The sequence below is a fragment of the Liquorilactobacillus satsumensis genome (assembly GCF_964065465.1).
In the GTDB taxonomy this organism is placed as follows: Bacteria; Bacillota; Bacilli; order Lactobacillales; family Lactobacillaceae; genus Liquorilactobacillus; species Liquorilactobacillus satsumensis.
The window spans coordinates 1364282-1389415 of record NZ_OZ061606.1 but is presented as its reverse complement, the minus strand read 5'-3'; the positions used below and the strand labels follow the sequence as shown (position 1 = coordinate 1389415).

The 25134-nt window shown below is 40.2% G+C and carries 20 protein-coding genes and 1 other annotated feature (1 of these 21 running past the window's edge); of the genes, 7 read left to right on the top strand and 13 right to left on the bottom strand.

All coding sequences use genetic code 11. From position 1 onward, the window contains the following. Positions 1-180, top strand: a binding site (T-box leader); it begins 50 nt to the left of the window's first position. A 183-nt stretch (positions 181-363) separates the two neighbouring features. From AB3Y88_RS06385 to AB3Y88_RS06375, 3 genes are all read left to right on the top strand, one after another. Continuing rightward, positions 364-1416: a branched-chain amino acid aminotransferase gene (locus tag AB3Y88_RS06385; RefSeq protein WP_228888151.1), complete on the top strand. Its 1053-nt coding sequence runs from the start codon at positions 364-366 to the stop codon at positions 1414-1416. Positions 1417-1784: 368 nt separating this feature from the next. After that, positions 1785-2423, top strand: a complete 639-nt coding sequence (locus tag AB3Y88_RS06380; protein WP_056962028.1) for an amino acid ABC transporter permease — start codon at positions 1785-1787, stop codon at positions 2421-2423. A 102-nt stretch (positions 2424-2525) separates the two neighbouring features. Continuing rightward, positions 2526-3377 (top strand): transporter substrate-binding domain-containing protein, encoded by an 852-nt coding sequence (locus tag AB3Y88_RS06375; RefSeq protein WP_228888153.1) that lies wholly within the window; start codon positions 2526-2528, stop codon positions 3375-3377. A 670-nt stretch (positions 3378-4047) separates the two neighbouring features. Here AB3Y88_RS06375 and AB3Y88_RS06370 read toward each other — a convergent pair. After that, entirely contained in the window at positions 4048-4233 is a 186-nt protein-coding gene (locus tag AB3Y88_RS06370; protein ID WP_054757278.1) for a hypothetical protein, read from the bottom strand. A 67-nt stretch (positions 4234-4300) separates the two neighbouring features. On the opposite strand from AB3Y88_RS06370, the gene AB3Y88_RS06365 reads away from it, so the two are divergent. Continuing rightward, positions 4301-5149 carry a helix-turn-helix domain-containing protein gene (locus AB3Y88_RS06365; protein ID WP_056962027.1) on the top strand — a complete coding sequence of 283 codons (849 nt, stop codon included), beginning with the start codon at positions 4301-4303 and terminating at the stop codon, positions 5147-5149. A gap of 995 nt (positions 5150-6144) precedes the next feature. Here the strand turns inward: AB3Y88_RS06365 and AB3Y88_RS06360 are convergent. Both AB3Y88_RS06360 and AB3Y88_RS06355 read right to left on the bottom strand, forming a co-directional pair. Further along, positions 6145-8601, bottom strand: a complete 2457-nt coding sequence (locus AB3Y88_RS06360) for a cation-translocating P-type ATPase (RefSeq protein WP_056962026.1) — start codon at positions 8599-8601, stop codon at positions 6145-6147. A 426-nt stretch (positions 8602-9027) separates the two neighbouring features. Further along, positions 9028-10704 (bottom strand): alpha-glucosidase, encoded by a 1677-nt coding sequence (locus tag AB3Y88_RS06355; protein ID WP_056962025.1) that lies wholly within the window; start codon positions 10702-10704, stop codon positions 9028-9030. Positions 10705-11053: 349 nt separating this feature from the next. On the opposite strand from AB3Y88_RS06355, the gene AB3Y88_RS06350 reads away from it, so the two are divergent. Both AB3Y88_RS06350 and AB3Y88_RS06345 read left to right on the top strand, forming a co-directional pair. Continuing rightward, positions 11054-11878, top strand: coding sequence for a helix-turn-helix transcriptional regulator (locus AB3Y88_RS06350; RefSeq protein ID WP_228888156.1), 825 nt, complete (start codon positions 11054-11056; stop codon positions 11876-11878). A gap of 74 nt (positions 11879-11952) precedes the next feature. Beyond that, on the top strand, positions 11953-12384 hold the full coding sequence (locus AB3Y88_RS06345; protein ID WP_056962023.1) for an SRPBCC family protein: 432 nt from the start codon (positions 11953-11955) through the stop codon (positions 12382-12384). 203 nt (positions 12385-12587) lie between these two features. Here AB3Y88_RS06345 and AB3Y88_RS06340 read toward each other — a convergent pair whose 3' ends face one another. Genes AB3Y88_RS06340 through larA form a run of 5 tightly spaced genes read right to left on the bottom strand, consistent with a single transcriptional unit; the run spans position 12588 to position 17437 of the window. Beyond that, a complete protein-coding gene (locus AB3Y88_RS06340; protein ID WP_056962022.1) occupies positions 12588-13307 on the bottom strand; it encodes an MIP/aquaporin family protein in 720 nt (239 codons plus the stop codon). Between the two features lie 7 nt (positions 13308-13314). Continuing rightward, entirely contained in the window at positions 13315-14151 is an 837-nt protein-coding gene (gene larE, locus AB3Y88_RS06335; protein ID WP_228888158.1) for an ATP-dependent sacrificial sulfur transferase LarE, read from the bottom strand. Between the two features lie 14 nt (positions 14152-14165). After that, positions 14166-15395 (bottom strand): nickel pincer cofactor biosynthesis protein LarC, encoded by a 1230-nt coding sequence (gene larC / locus AB3Y88_RS06330; RefSeq protein ID WP_056962020.1) that lies wholly within the window; start codon positions 15393-15395, stop codon positions 14166-14168. Beyond that, positions 15392-16156: a nickel pincer cofactor biosynthesis protein LarB gene (gene larB / locus AB3Y88_RS06325; RefSeq protein ID WP_228888160.1), complete on the bottom strand. Its 765-nt coding sequence runs from the start codon at positions 16154-16156 to the stop codon at positions 15392-15394. Before larB ends, larC begins: the two co-directional genes overlap by 4 nt. A 3-nt stretch (positions 16157-16159) precedes the next feature. Further along, complete coding sequence (larA, locus tag AB3Y88_RS06320; protein WP_228888163.1) at positions 16160-17437, bottom strand: nickel-dependent lactate racemase; 1278 nt, start codon at positions 17435-17437, stop codon at positions 16160-16162. 199 nt (positions 17438-17636) lie between these two features. Between larA and AB3Y88_RS06315 the strand changes: the two genes are divergently transcribed. Continuing rightward, on the top strand, positions 17637-18323 hold the full coding sequence (locus AB3Y88_RS06315) for a Crp/Fnr family transcriptional regulator (RefSeq protein ID WP_228888166.1): 687 nt from the start codon (positions 17637-17639) through the stop codon (positions 18321-18323). A gap of 182 nt (positions 18324-18505) precedes the next feature. Here AB3Y88_RS06315 and AB3Y88_RS06310 read toward each other — a convergent pair whose 3' ends face one another. From AB3Y88_RS06310 to AB3Y88_RS06290, 5 genes are all read right to left on the bottom strand, one after another. Continuing rightward, positions 18506-19465, bottom strand: a complete 960-nt coding sequence (locus AB3Y88_RS06310; protein WP_228888170.1) for a S66 peptidase family protein — start codon at positions 19463-19465, stop codon at positions 18506-18508. A gap of 15 nt (positions 19466-19480) precedes the next feature. After that, positions 19481-20650, bottom strand: coding sequence for a serine hydrolase (locus AB3Y88_RS06305; RefSeq protein ID WP_228888172.1), 1170 nt, complete (start codon positions 20648-20650; stop codon positions 19481-19483). Positions 20651-21027: 377 nt separating this feature from the next. Beyond that, positions 21028-22320, bottom strand: coding sequence for an MATE family efflux transporter (locus AB3Y88_RS06300; RefSeq protein ID WP_261907853.1), 1293 nt, complete (start codon positions 22318-22320; stop codon positions 21028-21030). A 125-nt stretch (positions 22321-22445) separates the two neighbouring features. Further along, on the bottom strand, positions 22446-23471 hold the full coding sequence (locus AB3Y88_RS06295) for a polysaccharide pyruvyl transferase family protein (protein WP_228888187.1): 1026 nt from the start codon (positions 23469-23471) through the stop codon (positions 22446-22448). 18 nt (positions 23472-23489) lie between these two features. Then, entirely contained in the window at positions 23490-24866 is a 1377-nt protein-coding gene (locus tag AB3Y88_RS06290; protein ID WP_228888189.1) for a sugar porter family MFS transporter, read from the bottom strand. Positions 24867-25134: the final 268 nt, after the last annotated feature.

Below are 25134 nucleotides of genomic sequence, written 5' to 3'. Positions count from 1 at the left end.
CTGGGAGCTGAAAAGCAATCCGGAAAAATAATTGACAATCAGCTCCGAGCCATGCAGCTAAAATCAAGAGTAAGTTGCACTGCATACACACATTATCGTGTATTTGTTTCATATGAAACAATTGAGGTAGTCTGCTTAAGATTACAAATAAAGGTGGTACCACGCAAAAGCGTCCTTTAGCCGTTCTAACTGAACAGCTAAAGGACGCTTTTTTGCAATCTTGCCTAGCGGGTTATGAGTTTTCGCATTCAAATTCTAGGAGGTGTTACAACTTACGCAGAATACTTTCTGTAAAACTAATTTAAATTTCACATTGCGGGATACACGTAGCTAGTTCGAAAATCAAAAAGGAGCGTTTTTGAAATGACAAAAGAAAGTAAAAAGCAAAATGTAGCGGACCTCGATTGGTCTAATTTAGGATTCTCATACCGGGATTTGCCCTACAGCTACCATGAAGACTTTAAAGATGGTAACTGGCAAAATGGTGGACTAACCACTGCTTCCACCTTAACTTTATCAGAAGCTGCCGAAGATCTTCACTATGGGCAAGAAGTTTTTGAAGGTATGAAGGCATATCGCCGTAAAGATGGCGGAATCAACCTTTTTCGCCCCGACATGAACGCTAAGCGATTTGTAAACTCTGCTAAAAGATTACTCATGGAACCCTATCCTGAGGAAAAGTTTGTTGCAGCTGTTAAAGCTGTCGTCAAAGCTAATCAAGAATTTGTCCCACCCTATGGAACAGGCGGTGCACTTTACATTCGACCTTTTATGATCGGAACCCAACCGCTTGTCGGTGTTGCACCTTCGGAAGAATATCAGTTCCATATCTATGCCACTCCAGTTGGCGCTTATGTTAAAGGATTAGTTCCAATGCCATATGTAGTTAGCAAATATGACCGTGCCGCTTACGCTGGAACTGGTCAAGCCAAAACTGCCGGAAACTACGCCGGGAGTTTGTTTCCTTCAATCTTGGCAAAGAAGGCCGGATTTGCAGATTGTCTTTACTTAGATCCACGCGAACATAAATATATTGATGAATTTGGCGGTGCGAACTTCTATGGCATCACCAAAGATGGCCAATTCTTAACCCCTAAATCAAATTCAATCTTGCCGTCTATCACTAAAAAATCCATCTTGGAAATTGCTAAGGAATTAGGTCTGCATCCTGAAGAGACTCAACTTAAAGTTAGTGAATTAGCTAAATTTTCAGAAGCTGGGGCGATGGGAACTGCAGCTGTCATTTCTCCGGTTGGTTCCCTTACCTATCAAGATAAGAAGCATGTCTTTTATAGCGAAACTGAACCCGGCCCTGTAACCAAAAAACTTTATGACGCTTTAGTCGGGATCCAGTTGGGAGATCGCCCTGCACCCCAAGGTTGGGTACAAGAAGTGGTGGCAGCTAAGGTCCGCTAGTTAGTCTGAACATGCCTCTTGCTGGCAGGTTTCAAGTTTTAAACTAACTTACAAAATAAAATTGAGGTAGAGTGTGGCACACGTCGGTAAATATTGAATGTTATCTTGAAATTACAAACATCGTGCGTATTTTAAGGTGAGTAATTCGGAGTTGACCGGAAAATTTTGACTTATGAAACACCTCATCCATCAGCATGAATAGTAAGAGTTTGGGACAAAAGTCGCGAACTCTTTTGTTGTGTCCTTTGTTTCCAAGCAGCTAGTGCTGAAACAGCCTTTTCCTTAAGAAATTTCACTAGTTTAGCGCTATGATAGTCATAATAGAAAGTCAATTCAAAAAAGATTTCTCATATAAGGAGCAATTTAACATGAATCTATTTAACCCGACACTTGCACTCCGTTCACTTCCCACGATTCTCAGCGGGTTGCCATTATCCCTAACTCTTTTGGTTGCTTGTTTTATTACTTCAAATGTCGTCGGGATTCTTATAATGCTACTGCGCATAAACCCGCACCGTGCGCTCAGCCTCTTAGCACGCTTTTATATCTCTTTTTTTAGGGGTGTCCCAACATTGGTAGTTTTGTTTTTAACTTATTTTGGGGCAAATCTGGATGCCATTTCAGCCACGATTCTCTCAATCACTCTAGTTTCAAGTGCTTTTATTGCCGAATATTACCGCTCAGCCCTCCTTGGAATCAATCAAACCCAATATGATGCCGCTCGCGCACTTGGATTTTCAAGCCTTCAAACAATGCAGTATGTAATTCTTCCGCAGGCCTTTCGCATTGTCCTGCCTTCCTTGGGAAATGTCCTCTTAGACATGTTCAAAGGAACCTCACTTGCTGCAATGATTACCGTGTCAGAAATGTTCATGAAAGCCAAAATAGTTGCGGGGGCCAGTCAAGACTACATGACAATTTATATCGTAATTGCAGTCATCTACTGGTTAGTCTGCTGCGTCCTCAGCTTGCTTGAACAGTGGACAGAACATCGTTTTCAATATTAAAGGGTTAACTTCTAATTAGGACAGCCTTGTTATTTGTGGAATCGCTTTCTGAAGGCTATGATAGAAGCAAGAGTGATCTTTCAATCCAAGGGGGAACTACAAATGTCACGTAAAAAATGGTTGATTTCTTTAGGACTAGCAGTTATCTGTATTCTGGGCTTCATTATTTTTGGCACCAAAAGTCTCAGTCATAAAAACACACTGACAGTCGCAACTTCAGGAACACTTTATCCAACTTCGTATCATGATTCAAACACAAAAAAATTAACTGGCTATGATATTGAAGTTATCCGAGCAGTTGCTAAGAAACTCCATAAAAAAATAGTATTCAAAGAGTATAATGTTGACGGGATGTTAACTGCGGTGAAGTCTGGTAAAACAGAAGTTGCAATCAATGATTTTGCAATCTCTCCTGCCCGTAAAAAGAGCTACTTGATGTCGACATCCATTAAACACTCATTTAACAGCCTCGTAGTTCGTGCAAGCGATAATTCAGGTATTCACAGTTGGGCTGACCTCAAGGGGAAACGCTCCGCAGGCGAATCTGGAACAAACTATCAACGCCTAGCTGAACAATTAGGTGCAAAAGCTGTCAACTACGATAATGTGACTAACGATGTCTATCTGCGTGATGTAAAAAATGGTAAGACCGATTTCATTATGAATGACTATTACCTCCAGAAATTAGCACTCAAGGCGGTTCCTAACAGCGGACTTAAGATTATTCCTAACATGTACTTTACTACTAATGAAGATGGCACAGGTGAAGGAATTGTCATTAACAAAAATAACAAGCAACTTCAAAAACAGATTAATACTGCACTTGCCGCCTTGAAAAAAGATGGGACTCTTTCAAAATTCGCCAAAAAATATTATGGTGCTGACGTGACGCAAAAACCTACTGTGCATATTTCTAAAAATTTTACACTTAAAAATAGTTATGTTGGCCAGTAGCAACATTCAGTAAAATCTGCTTTCACGACTGCTTAATTACCGTTTTTCAAGGAAAAGAGAGTGTGACATAAGTCGGTAAAATTTGGGTAGTTCGAGGTTAGCCGAAAAATTTTGACTTATGGAACACGTCTATCCAGAATAAGTAAAGGAGCTAGACTAAAATTTCACTTTTGGCCCAGCCCCCTTATTTTTTGTGGATAAGCATGTCCGATACTCAAAATTTCCTGATCAACTCAAAATTATTCATAGCATTCATGTTAGTCCTCCAATCTTAAAACCTTCTATCATACTCTCTTATCTTAGGAAGGCGCGCTAAATATTTGAAAGCAAAGTCCACTTATTCCAAGAATAACGTGTATGTGCAGCCGCAATAATACTGATTTCCAATTGCTTCGCTTCATTAATATAACCAACAAAATTCAGTTTAGTCTGCTAAATTTTAGAATATTTAGTTACAAAAAAACGCTCTCTTTAATTATTTTTACTGCGCAACAATTAAAAAGAGCATTTTATTAACACGACAATGTCATTTATTGATACATATAATTTAGACTTAGAAATTGTTTTTACCAGATAACCGAAACAATATTTTTTAAAATTTTCGGCTATGGATTATAGTGACCCTTATGGTAAAATTAGAGGCGAACGTATAATTAAGATTAACATTGGGTTAATGGTATGGTAATTCCGATGCAAAAACAGTGCCCGTATTATTTGAGTTACTGTGTGAATTTGCCTGTTCGGTCCGAACACCATTAGTTGCAACTTTTGCAATATTAGTAGTCTGAACAGCGTCAACAATGAGCCCGCTCGAAAGCGCCGATAAAGCTATCAATCCAATTAACTTTTTCTTCAATTTATACTCATCTCCCTTTTTAACTAATAGTAACATATAATTTTAAAAAAAATAAGGTGGAATTAAAATGATAGACGGAAATGTTATAAAGACCCAGCGCAAAAAGCTTCATATCTCCCAAAAAGATCTTGCCGATAATATCACTACACAAGGGACCATCAGTGCGTTGGAGCGCAATTCCACTACTCCTAGTAGTGAGATTCTCGCCAAAATTCTCGATCGACTTTCTTTGTCGTTAGACGATGTTTTAGTGGCAAATACCAAGATTCAAAATCAACGTTTCTTAAATACTGCTGATAAGCAATTCATGAATTATCAATTTGAAGACACATTAGCAACACTTAAAAAAATTAAAAAGACAACTGTTCCTGAACAACAAGCACATTTTAACTTTTTAAAAACTACAGCTGCGATGTGGATTAAAAAAGATTACGATGATGCCGTTTTTGGCTACAATCAAATCTTGCAGGAATCAACAGATAAAGCCAATATCTATACGATCCTTGCTATTTGTGAGCTAGGTGTTACCTATGAAATGAAAAAGGAGCTCGATAAAAGTTCCTTCTACTTCAAACAACTTCCCGCCCTACTGACAAAAATCAACACCGATAAGAATGTTTTTTGGTATCTCATGCTGTTAGATAATCTCAGTAAATATTACTCAAACACGGAAAACTATAGTTCCTGCTTAGAAAGTTTGACCACCGCCATTAAATTCGCCAGAAAGCATAATACCCCTATGTTTATGGACTCCTTCTATTTCCTCTATGCTACCACGCTGCGTGATCAGCATGATAGTTGGACACAAGAAGCTCTCGCGTACATGATCAAAGCGTGGTCCTTTGCAGACTTTCTCGGTGACAAGCTTGTCCTTCAAAAAGCCCAGGAACATTTGGAACAACAAAATATTCTTTAAAGTGTTCCCGTTTGCTGTATGGCAGCCTAACAATTAATCAGATACTTTTGCGAATTTTATATAAGAAAAATGTTTTTTTAAGACCAAATATCAATTATAATTGTAGTTCAATTTAAGTAAAAGGGGTTGAATCCCCCTGTTCTTCATGTTATATTAATTGAGAACCAGGAACTATTATTCTTAATTGGATTAATAATAGTCTCTTATTCGCACAACACTTCTGTGGCCTCATCTCTTAATTGAGTGAGGCTTATTTTTTTGCATTTTAGTATCACCTGAGACCTATTTTTCAGCACATGCTTATTTAATCAATTATTTTCTCAAAAAAGTGTGTCTTCTCCACAAAAATAACTCCCGGTGAATTTAGTGCGGCGTTAATCATAATCTAAAATAGCACACCCACTAACGCTCTAATCTGATTGTCAGAGCTACAGGTTGGAAACGAATGTCCTGTTAAATACATCATTATCCCAGCAAAAATATACTGTGGTAACCCTCTAAACAATTCCTGATACTCCAAGGCTTTACGCACACCCACTAATTGATACCAATCAACTGTGAGGAAAGAACCCGCGAACTATCGGGAATTGTGATGAGAGATACCATAGATAATTAGTACATTATAACTAAGATGGTATACCTAGTTCATAAAATTCTTTGTTTTTTCACATCAACTCTCAAATATAACATTAACTTTTTAGCACTTTAAAAATTAACATTATGTCAGCTACTGTACCCGTAAGTTTTTCAACTATCTGCTTCTAATTTTTCCCTGCCATCTGTGATCTTTTCAGCCTAAATAAAAAAGACTTGCTACTAGTACCGTAGTTAAACGCTCACTAGGCCCAAATCTAATTTTACTTATTTTGCAAAATTTCCCGCGAAATATTGAGAGTGAAAAAAGGCATTTAGTTGGCTTTTGGTTCATGTCTCAGCACTAGCTGTTTGGAAAGCAAAAAAGAGTTCGCGACTTTTGTCCCAAACTCAAAATTACACTATGCTTTTTTCTTTTTTAAATACTGCCATATCTCCTTAAAACTAAGATGATGCTCTTGTCCGCTTCGCTGCAGTAACGCTTCTCTTGCTCTTTCAACTGCCTTAGTTAAATAGCGAAAGACAGAGTCAGCGGCAAAAAATAAAATTATTAACAACAGAATTGAAATCGGAGAAATTGCCGTGAGCGAAAACAGATTGTTAAACAATAGTGCAGCTACAACAGTGCACACAAAACTCGCTGCAATCACACCTACTCTGAACTTGTTCAAGGGTTGACTAATTTTGAACAATACCATAAACCCAACTGCGATCAAGAGCATTGTTGCTGCGGTTGATACATCGGCTTTGTGTAAATCGAGGATTATTCCGCAAATAACGAGCGCGCCTACTACTAACAAATCCGTTATTCCACCCGGAATCGAACGACTAAGAATATTTATAATGAAGTTGCCCCTGATACGTTTTCGATTATCTTCCAATGCTAGTAAAAATGAAGGCAATCCGATTGTAAAAGCACTAATCAACGTTATTTGCGTTGGCTGCAAGGGGTAAGAGACGGTTAAAAGCATCGCCAAGACTGCCATCAACAACGAAAAAATATTTTTCACTAGGAATAAACCGGCAGAACGTTCAATATTATTGACTACCCGTCTTCCCTCAAAAACTACTTCTGGCATCTTTGAAAAGTCTGAATCTAGCAGCACCACTTGAGAAGCCTGCATTGCAGCACTATTTCCGGAGGCCATCGCAATACTGCAGTCAGCTTCCTTCATCGCAAGAATGTCATTTACCCCATCACCCGTCATTGCAACCGTACTCCCCTGTTTTTTCAGCAGCTGAATAAACTGTTTCTTTTGTTCAGGTCTGACACGTCCAAAAATTGTATAATTTTTAACGGCAGCAGGATATTGCTCCGGGGTTAACCTTGAGGCATCAATATATCTATCTGCAGCTGCAATTCCGGCCTCTGTTGCAACATGCGAAACTGTGAGCGGATTATCTCCAGAAATTACTTTGAGGGCAACGCCTTGTTTTTCAAAATATGCAAATGTTTTGCGAGCTTCCTTACGCACCGGATTAGCAATCAAAATGTAACCTAAAGGTCTTACTTCTGCTGTTAAGACAGGCTTAAGTAGCTCCTTGGGATACTCTCCAAAAACAAGAACACGATAGCCCTTTTGCGTATAATTAATAAATTCTGGCTGATAACTGTCAAATTTGGCACGTAAAACCATTTCAGGCGCTCCCAATACATAAGTTTGGTCAGCAAAACTAACACCGCTAAACTTTTGTACTGAGGAGAAAGGAACTTTACTTTGAGCTTGCCGGCCGCTTGTTTTAGTAAAATAATGCTTAATTGCCTTCATTGTTGCGTTGTCACCTGGCATGGCAGCTGCAAAATCTCCAATCAACGTTTCTATGGGAACAACCTGTCCTTTTTCTTGGTAACCAGCGGCTGGAATTACTTTCTGGACTGCCATTTCATTTTCAGTAATCGTGCCCGTTTTGTCTAAGCATAGGACATTAACCCTTGCTAAGGTCTCAACGCTCTTCATGTCGTGCAGCATCACCTGCCTCCGCGCTAACCGAGTTGCACTCAGAGCTAGCGCAATGGTTGTCAGCAGATACAAGCCTTCTGGAATCATCCCAATTAATGCAGCTTCCATTGAAATAACACTATTTTCTAAAGATTCATGATTAAGAAGTATATTTTGGAAAAACAAAATAAGTCCTACAGGAATAATAATAATTCCGACCCATTTGATTAACTTATTCAAGGACTTAATCATCTTGGACTGTTCATCATGTCCCATGGCCTTTGCCTTTAACGTTAACTTCGAAATATAGGCGTCGTTACCTACCTTATCTAACCGCGCATAGCATTTTCCTGCAACGATAAAACTGCCGGAAAGTAAATCATCGTTTTCTTTCTTGGTAATCTCATCAGACTCTCCGGTTAACAAGGATTCGTTGACCTGAACCTGTCCTTTTACCACCACCGCATCCGCAGGAATCTGATCATCCGTCTTAAGAATTACAATATCGTCAAGAACCAATTCCTCAAACGGTGTCGTTTTCTCTTCTCCGTTTCTAATGGTTGTCACTGTAGCCGCGTTCATCACACTCAGATTATTCAAAACTTTCTTAGCATGGATTTCTTGTACAATTCCGATCACCGTATTGGCAATCACTACCGGAAGAAAAGTCAAGTTCTTGAATGAATCGACTACTACTAAAAGAACTGCTAAAACCAAAAAAATCAGGTTAAAGTAAGTAAAGGTGTTATCTATAATAATCTGTCGGTTCGTTTTAAAGTCACTATCAACAGTCTGATTAACTGCCCCTTCAGCAAAACGCGACTCCACCATGGCGTGACTTAATCCTGTTTGATAATCAGGGTGATAGCGTGCTGTTTTAACTGTCTGTTCGTTTTGCTGTCTTTTACTCTTATCCATCCATCTTACCCCTCAAAAGTGCCTGCTCCTTTATTAAAGTGCATGCAGATTTTTTCTGATTCCCGCTTGCCAGCTTCCAACCCTTTTCGGTAGAAACCCAAAGGTCAACATGTATCCATCTAAAAGCTGATTAACTAACTTATTTTAATATTATTATATTATCTAAACCTCAGGAACAGTTTCACTCTATGTTAAGAATTATTTACGTTTTTTTTAACTATATTATAAAGATTTGCTGCTTATTTGCCTTTTAACCCCATATTTTTTGCCTGCCTAACAGCGACACCCAAGAATCACTGCACAGCAAAAAACCTTTTTGTGCAAATAAGTTTAGCTCAGGACCTGCTCAATTTACGCAAAAAAGTTTCTAAACACCGCGATTGCTATCATACTTATGAGAATTCATAGATTATGCTGCCACATCGATTATCCTAAAACTACAGCCTGATATGGTCTTAAGTTGATTGTATCGGCTGTTTTGTCGAGCGTGGTTTGATTGTTTATGAGTACCCTTCCTGCTGAAATTGTAACGTGTTGTTCATTTGGAGACAGATTAACTAACACTAAAATTGCCCGCTGCTGCCAGACTCTTTGATAGCCAAGGACATCGGCTGGAATATCTTTCAGTTCTTCCAATGAACCCTCAATAAAAATGGCATGATACTGCGGATCCTGCCGAACTTTAGCCAATTGGCGATAATAATTCAACGTTGAGGTCGGATCGACTTCTTCTGCCGCCACATTAATGCCTTGGATATCGGTGCCCATTTTCAGCCATGGCTGTGTTTGTGAAAATCCCCCATATTGGCTGCTATCCCACTGCATTGGTGTCCGTGCATTATCCCGTGAACGTTCATTAACTAACGCCAAGGCTGTTTTTGTATCCTGGCCGGCTGCAAGTGCAACTTGATAGTTATTGAGTGATGAAACGTCATTAAACTCTTTAATGCTCTGACGCTCAAAATTCTTCATTCCAATTTCTTGCCCTTGATAAATAAATGGAACTCCTGGCAAAAAATAATACATTGTCGCCAGTGCTTTAGCTGCTGTGGGCGTCTGGTAGCGTTTATCCTTGATCAATTTTGACAGTACCCGCGGTTGATCATGGTTCTCGAGCACATTGGCTGTCCAGCCAGCGACCGCTTGAATGGCAGCATGATATTCAAAAATAATCTGCTTTAAATCAGTTACTGACCAATTTGCATGTCCGCGATCCCACTCATCAACATCAGCAACATCGATGTTAATGTAACTAAAATCAAAAATCATTGAAAAGTAGCCTGCTGGACCGATAAATTTTGCCAAATCCTTTTTAGGAACACCATAAGCTTCACCGATCGTGACAGCGTGATATTTGTCAAATGTTTCTTTTTTCAATTCATCCAAAAATAGCTCTAATCCTGGGCGATTCTGACCTTTTTTAGTGACCGTAACTAGCCCGTCCGCTCCATCTGCGGGCAAACTAGCCCAGTCAAGATCCTTTTTCAAATGCGTAATTGCATCAATTCTGAATCCTGCAATTCCTTTATCCAGCCACCAGTTTATCATCTGATAAATTTTTTGCCGCAATTGTGGATTTTCCCAGTTAAGATCCGGTTGCTGCGGAGCAAAAGTATGAAAGTAAAAGGTCCCTGGTTCATGCGGGACTTCCGTCCACGTTGAACCTCCAAAAATGCTGCGCCAATTATTGGGAGCTTTCCCATTAGCTGTAGTTTTGAAAATATAGTAATTTCTGTACGGACTATCTGGTGTAGCAAGCGCTTGTTTGAACCATGCATGTTGATCTGAAGTGTGATTAATTACCAAATCCATAATTAGCTTGATTTTCATTTTTTGAGCCTTTTCAAGCAATTCATCAAAATCGGCCATTGTTCCAAATTGTGGATCAATTGCCTCGTAATCCGAGATATCGTAACCCATATCAACCATCGGTGATTGATAGACTGGCGAAATCCAAAGCATCGTCACCCCCAATGATTTAAAATAAGCTAAATGTTGAATAACGCCCCTTAAATCACCTATTCCGTCGTTATTAGTATCCTGAAAAGAACGCGGATAGACTTGATAGACTAATTCGTTTTTCCACCAACGGGTATTTTTCATTTGGGACTCCTCCTATTTTTGTATTAAATTAAAGAAAAATTACCAGCAAGCATTTGGATCCTCAGTTCATGGGCCCATTAAATTGATTAGAGCTAAGTAAAAAGATGGCTTGCCACACGCTAATACAACTCTATGGTACATCTGAATCACCTTTATTATTCGGCAAACACCTTAAAAAACGCGGGATTTGTGTAAATCTTGGTAAACACACGCTCAGCTCGTAAACTAAAGTGTGCTATTGGTAATCTTACTGAAGCAAGTATTCCACAATTAAGACCCAAAAATAAAATTACTCTTACTAAATGAGACTCATTCGCATTATAATGGATTTAAATATAAGGAGGCCTTCTTGCATAATCAACTTGGAATTTCATTAAAAAAAAGACGTAACCAGCTGAATTTTTCACAAAAAGAAACTGCTAAAGGGATCTGTGCTCAGTCAATGTTGTCGGCAATAGAAAACGGCAAGTATCTGCCAAGTGCAAAATTATTAATCAACTTGTGCCAGCGCCTATCAATCAGCTTGACAGAAATCAGTTTGCTAAAAGATTTTGAGATTAGCACTCAGCAAAATTTCAATCAGAAATTGACTGAATTATGCAACAAGCACGACTATGCAGCTTTGAAAAATTTCTTGCTCGCTACTGAAACAATTGCTCATGTACAAACAGCTGAACAGACCCAAGCATATTATTATTATTTGGGGGTGGCTAAGCTTCACCTCGACGCCAATCTAAGTGAAGCAGCACAAAATTTAAGACTCGCGATTAGCGCTGAGGAAAGTCGAACTGCTTCACCCTTAAAACGTTTAAGTCTTATTTCTCTAGGCCTTATCAAAGTTAAACAAGGGCATCTTCAAGCTGCTTTCAACCTTTTGAAAAAGGCCACAAGTTCAATCAAAGATGCTAATTACGTCGAAAATTTAAATATTGTTTTTTATCTGGCGGCATTAATTAATTACGAGGCTGATCACATAAATAGTGCGCTTAAGTGGTTGGAAGATGCGATTACTTATATCACCGCTCATAACTCACATTATATGCTGGCTAACTGTTATCAGCTACGCGCGCAAATCGCTAAAGAAAGTGGTCAGGCTGACCAACAATTAGAAGCACACCGCCGCAGTCTTTTTCTAAAAGATCTTTTTGGCGAAAAAACAAATGAGGAGCTTTAAATATCAGTATTCTGATTATCTCTTATTTCTGAAATTTAGTATATTAAGACCATCAAATCGAGGAGGTCTTGATTATGCAATATAAATTATTTTCTAACATTGTTTCAGTTAATGCAGAGCTTGAAAGGGTTAAAGAAGTTCTAGTCCATCCCCAATACTTACTTGAATGGGTTCCAGAAATTACCACAGTAAACCAAGAGGGTGCTAAGTTCATTATCAAGCGCGCAGAAGCTGCACTTAATCAGCATGAAACAATCACACTAAGCACAGCCGGCAACCATATTAGATACCAAAGTACAGGTGGCAAATTAGCATATCAAATTGTTTTTACAATAACTGAAACAGCTGCTGGTGTTAGTGTTTTGCAAGAAGAGCTTTACATCCCGGAAAAAACAAATCTCCAACTCCCCTTAAAATTACTGGCACCAATTGCGAAACATACTTTTAATGTTAATTTGAATAACTTGGCTTCACTTATTGAAAAACTCCCCCGTTTGGAGAACTAAGTGTTAACCTGCATATACCTAATAAAAATCTAAATCTTGTATTTACTTTATAAAAAAGGGCTGTGACAAAAGTTAAATTTTGTCACAGTCCCTCTTTTATTCCGGATAAACGTGTTCCATAAGTCAAAATTCTCCGTCTAACTCGAATTTTCCCGACCTATGTCACACTCTCTTTAAGTTTTTGAAAAATTTTGACGATAAAACTAGAAAATACTCTGATAAATAACTGCAGCTACAATCGCACCTGCTGTAGGTGCAACAATCGGAACCCAGCTATAACTGAATTGCGAACTGCCTTTGAATTCAAAAGGCCATAAAGCATGCAGCAACCTGGGCCCAATATCACGTGCGGGGTTCAAAGCTGGACCAGTTGGGCCTCCAAATGAAACCACCAAGCACATTACCAAAAAGCCTAATCCAATAAAATCAGCCCGAGAATCAACCTTATCAGCTGTGATGCTTAAAGCACCCATTACTAATAAGAAAGTCCCAATAAACTCGTTAATAAAACCATTCAGCCAACTATTAGCTGCATCAATTGTCGAGAAGGTTCCTAGAATAGCCTCTGGATTAGTTGTTTCGGCATAATAAGGTCGATATGCCAGCACAATTAATAATTGACCAAAGATGGCCCCTAATAACTGCGCTACAACATATGGCACGACTTCCTTCCAAGGAAAGCCGCCTGTCACAGCAAGTGCAATCGTCATTGCCGGGTTAATTTGTGCTCCTGAAACAGTTGCAAACATCAGTGCAGGAATCATTACTCCAATTCCATAACCAAAGCCGATCAACACCCAGCCACCGTGAAACCCTTTAGTTCCTTTTAACTCAACATTAGCAACTGACCCATTGCCTAATGCAACCATCACGGCTGTTCCAATAAATTCTGCAATACAACGAACTAATAAAGAATAATGCATGTCAACTCTACCCCACTAATACTTTCTTCTTTTCTGTAGCTGAGAGTGTTTTGTTCATCCGCCCGCTCTCAAAGTTTTGTAAATCAACAGTTACATACTCGTAACCCAACTGCTGTAATTTTTGAGCAATTTGTGCTTTTTCTGCAATAAGTGCTGCTAAATCAGTTGCAGGTACTTCAATGCGTGCAATTTGCTCATGCACACGAACTCTGACAGTTGCAAAGCCTTGCGCTCTTAAATATCCTTCGGCTGCGATTACACGTTGGACTTTTGTACTTGTCAATTCCGTGTAATATGGGAAACGAGAAGAAACAGAGCAAGACGCAACCTTGTTCCAGTTCTCAAGTCCTAACTCGTGTGCAAGTTCACGGACTTCCTTCTTATACATTCCAGCTACTTGCAAAACAGAAACCGCACCTTCTTCATCGCGCGCACGCAACCCTGGACGAAAATCTGCATTGTCATCCATAATCATCCCGTCTAATGCGGCAGTTGCTGAAAACTGCGCAGCAACTTTATTTAGTGACTGGTAAAAAATCTTCTTCATGTAATACCATGATTCTGGTGTATTATGCTTAACATGTTCTTCTGCTAAGTAGTCAAGTTGTATTCCTTGAACTTGTGCTCCGAGCTCATTTGCCAATTTAACAGCTTTTTGATACTCTTCATCTGCAAAAAGTTCCGAGTTGGCAACAACTGCTAGCACATTCTGTGTGCCCAAAGTATTGAGTGCTTCCTTTAAGACAACGGTTGAATCAATTCCACCTGAAAAACCTACTACAACTCGGTCGTAACCTGCAATTACACTTTGTAACTTGTTTTCTTTTTCTGTTAATGTCTTCATTTTGATTTCCTTCCTCAATTAACTTTTTCTTGAAGCTCTGCTAAAATTTGCTGTTCTACCTCAAACACTGGTCTGTGCCACTTAGCTGCCAGCCTTAAAAGCTCATCATGCTCCAGCGAAAATTTGCTGATTCCTTGGTAGCTCAGTTGTTTAATTTTGATTTCTCCCAAAGACGTCTTAGCTGTTTTTAACTGGCGTTGCATAATTTCGCGCTGGAGCAGTTGGGACCGCACACCGATCGCAGAAGTTTGTGCAAATAAATACTCAAGTAACTGTTGCTTTTGCTGTGGCGCAAGCAACACACATAATTTGTATGCCGGACGTCCCTTTTTCATCATGATTGGCACGCTCCACGCATCTTTAGCGCCAAGTTCCATTAAGCCCTGGATAGCATCGCCGAGTTGTTCACCGGTAATATCATCCAAATTAGTTTCCAGCAACATTACCTGGTCTTGAGTTTGTGCAACTTCCTGAGCGCTCAGTTTAGAATTGAACAGACTTGCACGTAAAGCATTTAAACTGCCAGTTGCGCGCTTGCCAAAGCCATAACCAGTTTTTTCTAAAACTCCCGGTGTTGTTGTAACATTAAAAGACTGTGCCAGGCATTTAACAATTGCCATTCCTGTAGGTGTCACTAGTTCCGTATGTACGTCGAAACGTTGTTGCACCGGGATATTCGTTCCTAAACGCATCTGCATTACGGCTGGAACTGGTACAGGAACAACGCCATGAGCAATCTTGATTGTCCCTGTCCCGTCTGCCAAGTTATTTACCACAATCTGATCAATCCCTAACAGCTCGACAGCAATTGCCGCCCCTACAAGATCTACAATTGAATCCAAGGCACCTACTTCATGAAAGTGAACTTCATTTAAGTCTTTGTGATGCACCTGACTTTCTGCCAGTGCAATCTCTTTGAACATCATCAATGCCCGTTGCTTAACCTTTTCTTTCAAGGTACTTTTTTGCAACAATGTTTGAATCATCTGAAAATTTCTGCCATGATGATGTCCGTGCTCAGTAACGCCGTTATCCTTGTGCTGGTGGTCAGCCAGTACAACATCAAAATCGACCCCTGAAATGCTTGAGCGTTCAGTCTGCTTAACCGTTAAATGGAATCCTGAAACATGTAATTTGGCTAGTTCATTCTCCAAATCAGTCTGAGACAATCCTAAGGAAAAGAGTGCTCCTAAAAACATATCTCCGCTAATTCCTGAAAAAGCATCTAAAACTAATGTCTTCATTCGTCCTTTCCCCCCTGTGCTAAATGATTGATCATGCTGGCATTGTAGGCCGCGCCAAACCCATTGTCGATATTGACTACGCTGATTCCGGCTGCACAACTATTCAACATTGAAAGCAAAGGAGTCAGACCGTTCAGGTGGCTGCCATAACCCACACTAGTAGGCACCGCAATTACGGGAACATCAACCAAACCGCCCACTACGCTAGTCAAGGCACCTTCCATTCCTGCAATCACAATCACAACATTTGCCCGCCGAATCAGGTCCAACTTGGAGAAAAGCCGTTGAATCCCTGCGACTCCAACATCATAAATTCGTGTAACCCGGTTACCGAAAAATTCAGCGGTCACGGCAGCCTCCTCAGCAACATTGATGTCCGACGTTCCAGCCGTCACGACTGCAATTTCACCGTTTTGCTCAATTTGGGCTGCTGGCAGTCGCAGCGTTTGTGCAATCTGATCATATTGCAGTTGTGGTTCCTGCGCTAAAACAGCAGCAGCCTTTTTCGCGGTTACCCTAGTAGCCAGGATTGGTTGTTTTTGCTGTTTCATTGCCTGTACAATCCCGACAATTTGGGCAGCTGTCTTGCCTGCTCCATAGATAACTTCTGGATACCCCGTGCGCGCGGTCCGCTCAGTATCAATTTTGGCATATTCTAATTCGGTAAATCCTGTATTCTTGAGCTTTACCAATGCCTCTTCAGGAGAGACCTTTTGTTGGGCAACTTGTTGCAAGAACTGCAACATCTCACTTTGTTCCATCAATTAATCCTTTACAATGACGCCCAGGCCATCTGGAATAACAGTAACTTTTGCTGCCTGTCCTTCGCGTTCATATGCCTTTTCCAGAGCTTCATCAAGTGTTTTAGCCAATTCCATGTGCATTTTAGTAATCAAAGCCGGATCAACAAGGTCAGAGACAAAGATTACATGATGGTTAACCAAAATCCGCGCTAAAATTTGAGACGTCCACTGGTCTGGAACAGTTTCCAAGCGGGGGGTATTAATAGCTGCATCCAAGAATTCTTGGGGATCCGCTACATCGGCAATATTATGATAAAAACCTTCTCCACCATGACCATCACGACAACCGGCAACCATAATAATCGTGCCATTTTGTTTATTTGTTGCTTCTGCAGCTGTCATCCCCTTAACCGCTTGGTAAATGTTCTGATCCAAGGGATATCCGCCATTGGTAGAGATCGTAATTTCGCTTTTAACCGCTTTGACTCCGGCTAAATCAGCTACGAAATCCGTTCCTTTTTTATGTGCTGCTTCGAGATCTCCTGCAAAGGAACCAATAATCTTCTTATCTTCGTCTAACACAACATTCAAAATGAATCGTAGACCAGCTTTTTTAGCTGCATAGACCATGTCATGATGAATTAGATTGTGTTGCAAGTTTCCTGTACGTGAATGCTTGTCATCAATAAATTCACCTGAATGATTTGCCATGATTGTCTTATAAGACGCGATTCCTGGTAAAACAGATTTACGTCCACCAGAAAAGCCCGCAAAAAAGTGCGATTCAATGAATCCTTCTGAGATTAAGAGGTCCGCTTCAGCTGCAACTTTATTAATAATCAAGTCACCGCCTGAAGGTAATTTACCGATTTTAACCATGTCCTCATCATTTTGAGACATATGCATCACAATTTCTTCGTTTGCCACAATTTGTTCACCATATTTAGCAACCAACTCCGCATGCGTCGATGGTCGATGGAAACCAGTAGCAACTAAAATTCTAATCCGTGCCTCGGGTGCTGCGGTACGCAAACGACGCAGCAGAATTGGTGTAATAATATGTGACGGTACTGGTCGTGTGTGGTCAGAACTAATAATGACAATGTTTTTCTTTCCTGCCGCCAGGCTCTCTAATGAGGGACTCCCAATCGGATTATCCAGGGAACGTTCAACTAATTCATTTTCTGAAAATGCGGCTTTATAGGTCGCTGCTTTTGAGACCAAAGTCCCTGCCAGTTTTTCTTGTGGAATCTTAGCAGTAATAACTCCTCGATCGTATGGAAGATTTATTTCTACCATCTTAAATATTCATCCTCTTTCTTTTTTGCTTACATTGAAAAATGATATACTGTTGAAAAATCCTTTCATTGACAATCAGTACTATTAAAGTTAGTCAGCCAAGAATGATATCATTAAACATTGACAAATGTTAATACAAGGATATGCTATTTATGACTAAGATATTATAAAAGAAAAAGAGTAGAAGAGAGGAAAATAGTTGCCTAACAAAGATATTGATTACCTAGTTCATTTTTTAAAAAGCAAACACATCCCAACAATCACCAAAAAATGTCACACCTACCTAACATTTCATGGTTTAAAAGCAGCGAGTGTTTTCATCCTCAAAGAAGGAATTATTAAAACCTCGGTTATCTTACAAGACGGGCGTGAATTCAACATCTCATACATCAATCAGCCCGATGTAATTTCACTGCTGCATGACGAGGCTCTTCAGTACGACGAGCAACCGTTCAATGTGCGGATTGAATCTGAAACCGCCGCATTTTATCAGATCAATCGCGTTAAATTTTGGCAGTATGTTAACTCGAATCCAGAATTACAAAACTACGTTAAACAATACTATCGTCACCGTTTATCTGAAAATTTCTCCCGCTTACAACGCCTAACAATGAATGGAAAGCTTGGAGCACTTGCAAACTTTTTGCGCGATATGTCATTGAAGTTCGGTAAACCCTTACCTGATAGCTCACAAATTCTAATCGATTTTTATGTTACTAATGAAGACATTGCAGGTTTTTGCGGCATTGCCAACCATACAAGTGTCAGCCGCATGATGCGGAGATTAAAAGACGAAGGAATTATTGAATTCGGCAACAGTTCCGATAACAAACGCAGGATTATTATCACCAATGCACAAAAATTGGATGATTATATTGCTTACTAGCCCTGTATTTGCACTTCTAAACGTTTTTCAACCTAACCATTAGCAGTTGTAGCGCATACGCAAAAAACAGGTGCTGACAAAAAAGGAAAAACTTCCACTTTTATCAGCACCTGTTTTGAGTACCGCTAGTTATAAATTAAGCTATGTATATTTTTATCAGTTCGACTTACTCGAAAACACAGTTAAAAATGTGAAAATGTGATTGTCATCTCAACTGCATTAATTCGAACCGCTGCACCCAGCGGAGTGGTAATCATGGGAATCGTGTGGCAACTGTCATACGCAGCAATCACTGGCACAGGTTCATTAATAACTTCTCGCAAAATATCAAACGGCTGTCGCTGTGTTCCTTGGTCGTCAAACAAAGCATGTTTTCCGAGCAGCACACCTTTGATCCGCTCAAAAATTCCCGCATTTTTCAACATCGCAAAATTTTTTTCAACAGTTGCGGCATCTTTTTCTGCGTCTTCAATCAATAGGATTGTATCGGTCTTCAATTGCGGAAAATAGGGTGAAGCCAAAATCCCGTAAATTGTGTTCAAGTTTCCGCCTAACAGCGTACCCGTTAAACAGGGGGTATTGTACTCCCAAGTGTTCACCCTTTTTGCCTTCTGATGTTCGAAGCTTTCCCAGTTCGCACGTTCATCCGTCCAAAACTGTGGAGCCTTGATTGTGACAGCTCCCCCTTTGGGAGTATTCATAACCTGAACAAAGTAGTTCCAAGTCTGTTCAACATCCGGCGGCCATTCGCCAAATGAAGCGACCAGTGCCGGACCATATAGCACACGACAACTTGGTGCCTTAGTCTTAATCGCCAATAAGATCGCAGTGGCGTCAGAATACCCCACGAAAGTTTTTGGATGTTCTTCCAAATACTCATAATCAATGTATGGCAGAAGTGAATTGCTATTAGTCCCTCCGATTGTTGCCATAATAACATCCAGTTCATCATTATGGATTAACTGATTGAGTTCAGCTGCTCGTTGTGCAATAGAACCCGAACGGTAAAAATCACCCTTTCCGGTTAAACTCCCTGCCACAAGACTGACTCCCTTAGCTGTTAAAAACCTTTTAGCCCGTTGGAACCTAAGCGGCGCTAATTTGGTAATTGGAGTAGATGGTGAATAAAAACCGATTTTCAAAAAAATTCTCCTTTTTTAAGCTGCATTTAAAAGTGCTAAGATGTGCCCATTCAAAAGCCCCAAAGAAAGATTACTATCTTTGACATTTGAAAAGAGCACAATAAAGTTCTTCTTATCATGGGAAAAGCCATTCGAAATACTGAATCCAGAAAGATACCCGCGATTAATAATTAATCCAGGATCATTGTAAAATCCCATTCCATATTTAGAACTACTTCCTGGGGTCCACATTGTCTGCAAATCTTCTTTTGAAATCAGCTTTCCGCTAGTAAGTGCTTGGTCAAATCGATACATGTCGCCTGGATCCATGTAAATGTCGCCGACCCCATAAAGCTGAGAAAATGCTGGCAATCTTTCTGTTTGTGTATCAGTCAAGTAATGTTGCTTCAAATATCCGTTGGCTGCATCTGAGCGTTTGAAAAAGTTCTCATCGGCAAAACCAGTATGCTGCAGACCGCTGGGCCGAAAAATGTGCCGTTGCAGGTACTCTCTCAAAGACTGCCCTGAAAGCTTTTCAACCAAATTAGCAAGCACTACGTAGTTATCATCCATGTAGTGCCACTGCCCTGGTTGTGTATTAATCCCATTATTGCTGATTTCTTGCAGCAGTTCTGCTGGTGTCTTTTCAGCAAAAGTTTCAGCACGCCCTCTCAACCCCGAGGTATGTGTTAACAGATTGCGTAGCTTAATTTTTTGACCATTTGGAAAATTTGCATAATACTTACCAATCGGATCATCAAGATTAAGCTTTCCTTGTTCTTTAAGCTGGAGAATAGACGTCGCCACTAACGCTTTCTCCGTTGAACCGATTAAAAATACTGAACTAGGTGTATTACTGCGTTTTTGGGCTGCATTCGCATACCCATAACCTTTTTCCAAGACAATCTGATTATTTTTGACGATTAAAACACTTCCAATGAAACCATTTTTGGTAAAATAGTTGTCTAAGGCCGCGCTTTTAACAATTGTTGGTTCGGTTTTCACCATGGGAGTCTTTTTAGAGGACTCCTGCTGCGCTGCAGAACTTGCCTGAGCTGCAGCCCTTTGCCTTTCTATTCGCTGCCGCGTCGCAGTTTGCTGTTGCTTAACTGTTCTCCAAATTAACCCTCCGGCGACAAGTATTACTATAAATAATAGTGCTACTAAAGACAGTCCCTTTTTTTGCTTGAACTTAAAAAAATTCATCATCATATTCCCTTTAATTTATTAGAATTGTGTCAAAACTCAGGTCTTAATTTAACTTGAAACCAGCACGTCGGGAATTCTCCCCAAAAGAACCCAATTTTTCCGCCAACCTCCGCAACATGTCGTGTTCCGTGAACATGTTTACCACGTTTGGTTAACTTTAGACTTGCAGTTTCACTTTCGAGTATAGGAGAAAACTGACATACAGGCAACAAGAGATTGTTTAATTTACAATAATTTGTGAAAATTTACGCTTGTTACTAAACGCTTATCCGCTCCTCGTCTCAGCTGCTTAACAGCTTATACTAAAAAAGGCCGTGGTAAAAAACTTTTGCCGCAGCCTTCTTAATCTCAACACACAGCTATTCTTGAATCTTTTATCCCGCGCTGCCTGGTTCTTCGATCCTCACTAATCGTTTAATCTGCCTGATTGCTGTCGGGAACCACAGTAATAGGGTGCATAATCCGCCGCCCCACGCTAATGGTTCAGCCAGGCAGATTCCCAGATAACCCCAATAATTGACAAAAAGCAAGGCAGCGATCATGCGCATGATTAATTCGACGACACCCGCAATCATGGGCAGCAAATTATAGTTAAGTCCCTGCAGTGTAAACCGTAAAATAAAAAGTACTGATAACAAAAGATACCATGGCGTTACGACTCTAAAGTACAAACGATTCAGCTGCAACAAGCCCGCTGATGGTCTCGGAACAAACAGGTATGTCAACAAATCACTGAAACCAATAATCGTAACTGCTAAAAATAAGCCAATTCCTAATGATATCCAGCTTGTTTGCTTAATACCTATTAAAATCCGCTTATACTGCAAACTGCCATAGTTTTGAGCGATATATGTCCCTAAGGCTGCTCCCAGAGCAGACAGCGGCAACATTGCAACCTGGTCTACCTTTGCAGCAACGGAAGAAGAAGCAATTGCGGTCGTGCCCAATCCATTCAGTGCACGTTGTACAAGTAAAGCACCAATTGCGATGATTGAAAACTGCATCCCCATTGGAATCCCAACAGTTAACTGCGCTGCTAGTTCCTTAAATTTAAGCTTAGTTGGCATTTTAAAGCGAAACATCATCTCATTTTTCAACATGTGAATTCCACACAATACTGCAGCTGCAAATTGCGAGATTACAGTTGCTAACGCCGAACCCATTGTTCCCATTCCAAACGCTAAGATAAAGACAAAGTTCAAGACAATGTTAATCACCACTGCAATCGCTAGGAAAACTAACGGTGTCCGACTATTTCCTACCGCACGCAGCATATTAGCGCACAGATTAAAGGCCATTGAAATTGGAATGCCTGCAAAAATCATTAAAATGTAGTCGCGGGCATCATTAAAAATTGCCAGCGGAGTCCCCAAAAGCAGCAGTACCTGCTTGACATAAACCAGACTTAAAACCATTAATATCATGGCGATGACTCCACAGATCAGACAACTAATACTAAACTGGCGTTTGACATCTTTAAAAGCGCGTGCACCAAACAGCCGCGCAATGATCAGCCCCATTCCAGTTGTAATTCCTTGTGAAAAGCCCAAAACAAAGCCTACTAGACTGCTTGTGCTGCCAATTGCCGCAACTGATTGCGCCCCTAATAGTTGCCCTACAATCATCAAATCAGCCAGATTATAAAGTTGTTGCAAAAGCCCACTCAGTAAAATCGGCCATGCAAAATTGAGAATAACTTTCCAAGGCGTTCCTTTCGTTAAAATATGACCACCTCATACTCTAGTTGCCGCAGCTCAAAATAACAGTTGTACGCTGTCAAACTAATATCCTACTAGTTGAATTTAGCAGTATGTGCCTGCAATAAACGGTCCAGATCTTTAAAGTTTGCCCGCAACTCAAAGTCGTGAACTGGTGCTTTTTTAAGATCATCAATTTGAGTGGTAATTCTTCCCAAATCTGTTTCATCAGTATACTGGATCCATTTGACATTTTCCAGCCAGTCGTAATAAGCATGCTTTCCTTTGCCATAACTATTGCCAAATAAAAGACATGGGGTTTGCGTCAGCACCGAAAAAACCATTGCATGAAAACGATCAGAAACAATAACTTCTTGACTAGCAATTTTTTCAAGAATTTCTTCAAAAAGTCGTTCCCGTGTGACTGGTGTTATTTTAGCTGGATTTTCTAAAACTGTATCGGTCCGCTCTACCGGTCCTTCCTTTGCCAACACGTCCTTTAACGTCGTAATAAAGGATTCAGTCAGCACTTTTTCACCATCATGGCGGAGCACAAAGAGCGCTCCTTGCCGTTTGAGCTTAAGAATTCGTGGTTCAAGAAAAAGGACCATGTCAGGGGTGAAGCGGACATGATTGTCAAATGCCTTTTGCATTCGGCGAAAACTCTGCGCATCACGGGCAAATAACACTAGGTTAGGATTACTTGCATAAGCTGCTTGACTAAGTTTTAACTCTTTTTCTCCGTAGTCATTTTTTTCAAAATGAATTGACTGGGGAAAAGAAATTGTCAGATTATGTGTAAATGTCTTAAAGACTTCCCGACGACCTTCCTCAATGTCAGTGTACAAACTGCCCAGATTGCCGCCACCAGTGTAACCCACAATATCACGGGCGTTAATAATTTCTTTAACCGCTTTAATTCCAGCGTGGGTGTCGTAGTCCATGATTTCAATAAATTGATACTGCGGAAATTCAAGTTCAAAATATTTTCTAATCGCTAACGAAACGGCTTGGTCCCCCATATTTGTGTAGCTCGGTGTCCCAAACAGAAACATTTTAGGACGATCATTTTGCGGTAATTCACTCACTGGTGCACTCGTTTTAACAAAAAAATCTGCCATCATCAACACTCCTTAGGGTTATTTAATCGGTGCGTGCTTTGCAGCTTGAATCTTGGCTGGCTTTATTAAGAACAGCGTTAGAAAAATACTGAAAACATTGGTCAATGAAAAGATCATAAAGGTCAGCGCTGAACCGAACATTGCAATTAACGTAGGATAGATCAAGCTAATCACAAAATTTGTCAACCACGTAGTTGCTGTGGCGAACGCCATGAAACGTGCCTTAACGGGCAACGGAAAGATTTCCGACATCATCAGCCAAGTTGCCGGACTGACAATTCCTTGGTGACTTGCCAAAAATAAAGTTAAAAAGATTAGTACAGCAACATTCAACCATGCTGTTGGTAGCAAATGCAACTGTAAAATCAAAGACAGTATCCCTAGAAAAACAACATTCCCAAAAATTCCAACTAATAAGATATTCCGATGATTATGTGTTGCAATTAAGCGTGTGCCTACGATACTTGCTAAAAAAGAAACACTCCCAATCAAGATGTTTCCATAAAGCGAAGAACCTCTTGATAAGCCAACATCTTCCAAAACAACCGTCCCGTAATACATCACGGTATTTACCCCGGAGATTTGTTGAATCAGCGCGATGCTGATCCCAGCGATAAAAACAAACAGCAACGGTTTATTGCGCAGAATTCGTCGCAAAGGGACATTTTTTTTAACCTTGTTCTCCTGTAATCCCTTTTGAACTACCGCCACATTTTCTTGCATTAAATCCGATGAGAAACCCAGTTTTTCGAAACTAGTCTTTGCACCCGTTTCTTTACCGTGCAGCAGCTGCCATTTAGGACTGTCTGGAATTTGATATGAGCCCACCCACATTAGAATCGCAGGCAATGCTGCCATTAACATCATGACACGCCAAATCGCATGCCAGTCGCCCCAGATATTTCCTAGAAACGCATTTACAGTGAATGCCACTAGCTGTCCAAGAACAATTGCAATTGCGTTTCGATTAACGTTCCGATCAATTTTTTCAGGGGTTGAGATTTCGGAAAGATACATGGGCGATAATCCTGAAACAGCCCCGACTGCTATCCCAAGGACAAAACGCCCGCAAATCAGGATCCCAATCCCAGGTGCCCACGCACAAACGATTGTCGCAGCAGTAAATAAGATGGCAATCCAGCGCAATAAAGCTCTGCGCCCGATTCGATCCGCTATTCGTCCGCTACTAATTGCTCCTAGGACACCCCCAAGAACCAACGCACTGGACACAATCCCTTGAGTCCCAGCATTCAAATTCAATTGGTCTTTAAGACTCATAAATGCCAAAGCCCCATTAATAACACCGGTATCATATCCAAATAAAAATCCGCCTAAAGCAATTATATAAGTAAAGAGTTTCATCATTAGGCGGCTGTTATGTGTATTTTTATTCATATTTTTCATACAGCTCCATTACTCTGATTTTAAAAAAAAGCATACTGCTTGTCACAGAAATTGCTTTTTTCACCTCTTCTAATCTGCTCAATCCTGTTAAAATACTAGCTTAATTATTCAAAATCTCAGCGTTGACATTTTTATCAGCTTTTTTAAGCAGTCTACGACTTTTATGTTACTCCTCAAAAAATTATTAGACCAACATAAGCACTTGTTACCGTGCAGCAGCATTTTAAATCTTCACGTTGGAATATATGGTGATCTGGTA

What these genes read in the sequence shown, in the direction of transcription:
- larA (WP_228888163.1), bottom strand. Translation starts at nt 17,437, where the DNA reads ATGGTAGAAATAAATCTTCCATACGATCGAGGAGTTATTACTGCTAAG.
- AB3Y88_RS06360 (WP_056962026.1), bottom strand. Translation starts at nt 8,601, where the DNA reads ATGGATAAGAGTAAAAGACAGCAAAACGAACAGACAGTTAAAACAGCA.
- larC (WP_056962020.1), bottom strand. Translation starts at nt 15,395, where the DNA reads ATGAAGACATTAGTTTTAGATGCTTTTTCAGGAATTAGCGGAGATATG.
- AB3Y88_RS06385 (WP_228888151.1), top strand. Translation starts at nt 364, where the DNA reads ATGACAAAAGAAAGTAAAAAGCAAAATGTAGCGGACCTCGATTGGTCT.
- AB3Y88_RS06295 (WP_228888187.1), bottom strand. Translation starts at nt 23,471, where the DNA reads ATGGCAGATTTTTTTGTTAAAACGAGTGCACCAGTGAGTGAATTACCG.
- AB3Y88_RS06340 (WP_056962022.1), bottom strand. Translation starts at nt 13,307, where the DNA reads ATGCATTATTCTTTATTAGTTCGTTGTATTGCAGAATTTATTGGAACA.
- AB3Y88_RS06305 (WP_228888172.1), bottom strand. Translation starts at nt 20,650, where the DNA reads ATGAATTTTTTTAAGTTCAAGCAAAAAAAGGGACTGTCTTTAGTAGCA.
- AB3Y88_RS06380 (WP_056962028.1), top strand. Translation starts at nt 1,785, where the DNA reads ATGAATCTATTTAACCCGACACTTGCACTCCGTTCACTTCCCACGATT.
- AB3Y88_RS06365 (WP_056962027.1), top strand. Translation starts at nt 4,301, where the DNA reads ATGATAGACGGAAATGTTATAAAGACCCAGCGCAAAAAGCTTCATATC.
- larB (WP_228888160.1), bottom strand. Translation starts at nt 16,156, where the DNA reads ATGGAACAAAGTGAGATGTTGCAGTTCTTGCAACAAGTTGCCCAACAA.
- AB3Y88_RS06345 (WP_056962023.1), top strand. Translation starts at nt 11,953, where the DNA reads ATGCAATATAAATTATTTTCTAACATTGTTTCAGTTAATGCAGAGCTT.
- AB3Y88_RS06375 (WP_228888153.1), top strand. Translation starts at nt 2,526, where the DNA reads ATGTCACGTAAAAAATGGTTGATTTCTTTAGGACTAGCAGTTATCTGT.
- larE (WP_228888158.1), bottom strand. Translation starts at nt 14,151, where the DNA reads ATGAAGACATTAACAGAAAAAGAAAACAAGTTACAAAGTGTAATTGCA.
- AB3Y88_RS06355 (WP_056962025.1), bottom strand. Translation starts at nt 10,704, where the DNA reads ATGAAAAATACCCGTTGGTGGAAAAACGAATTAGTCTATCAAGTCTAT.
- AB3Y88_RS06290 (WP_228888189.1), bottom strand. Translation starts at nt 24,866, where the DNA reads ATGAATAAAAATACACATAACAGCCGCCTAATGATGAAACTCTTTACT.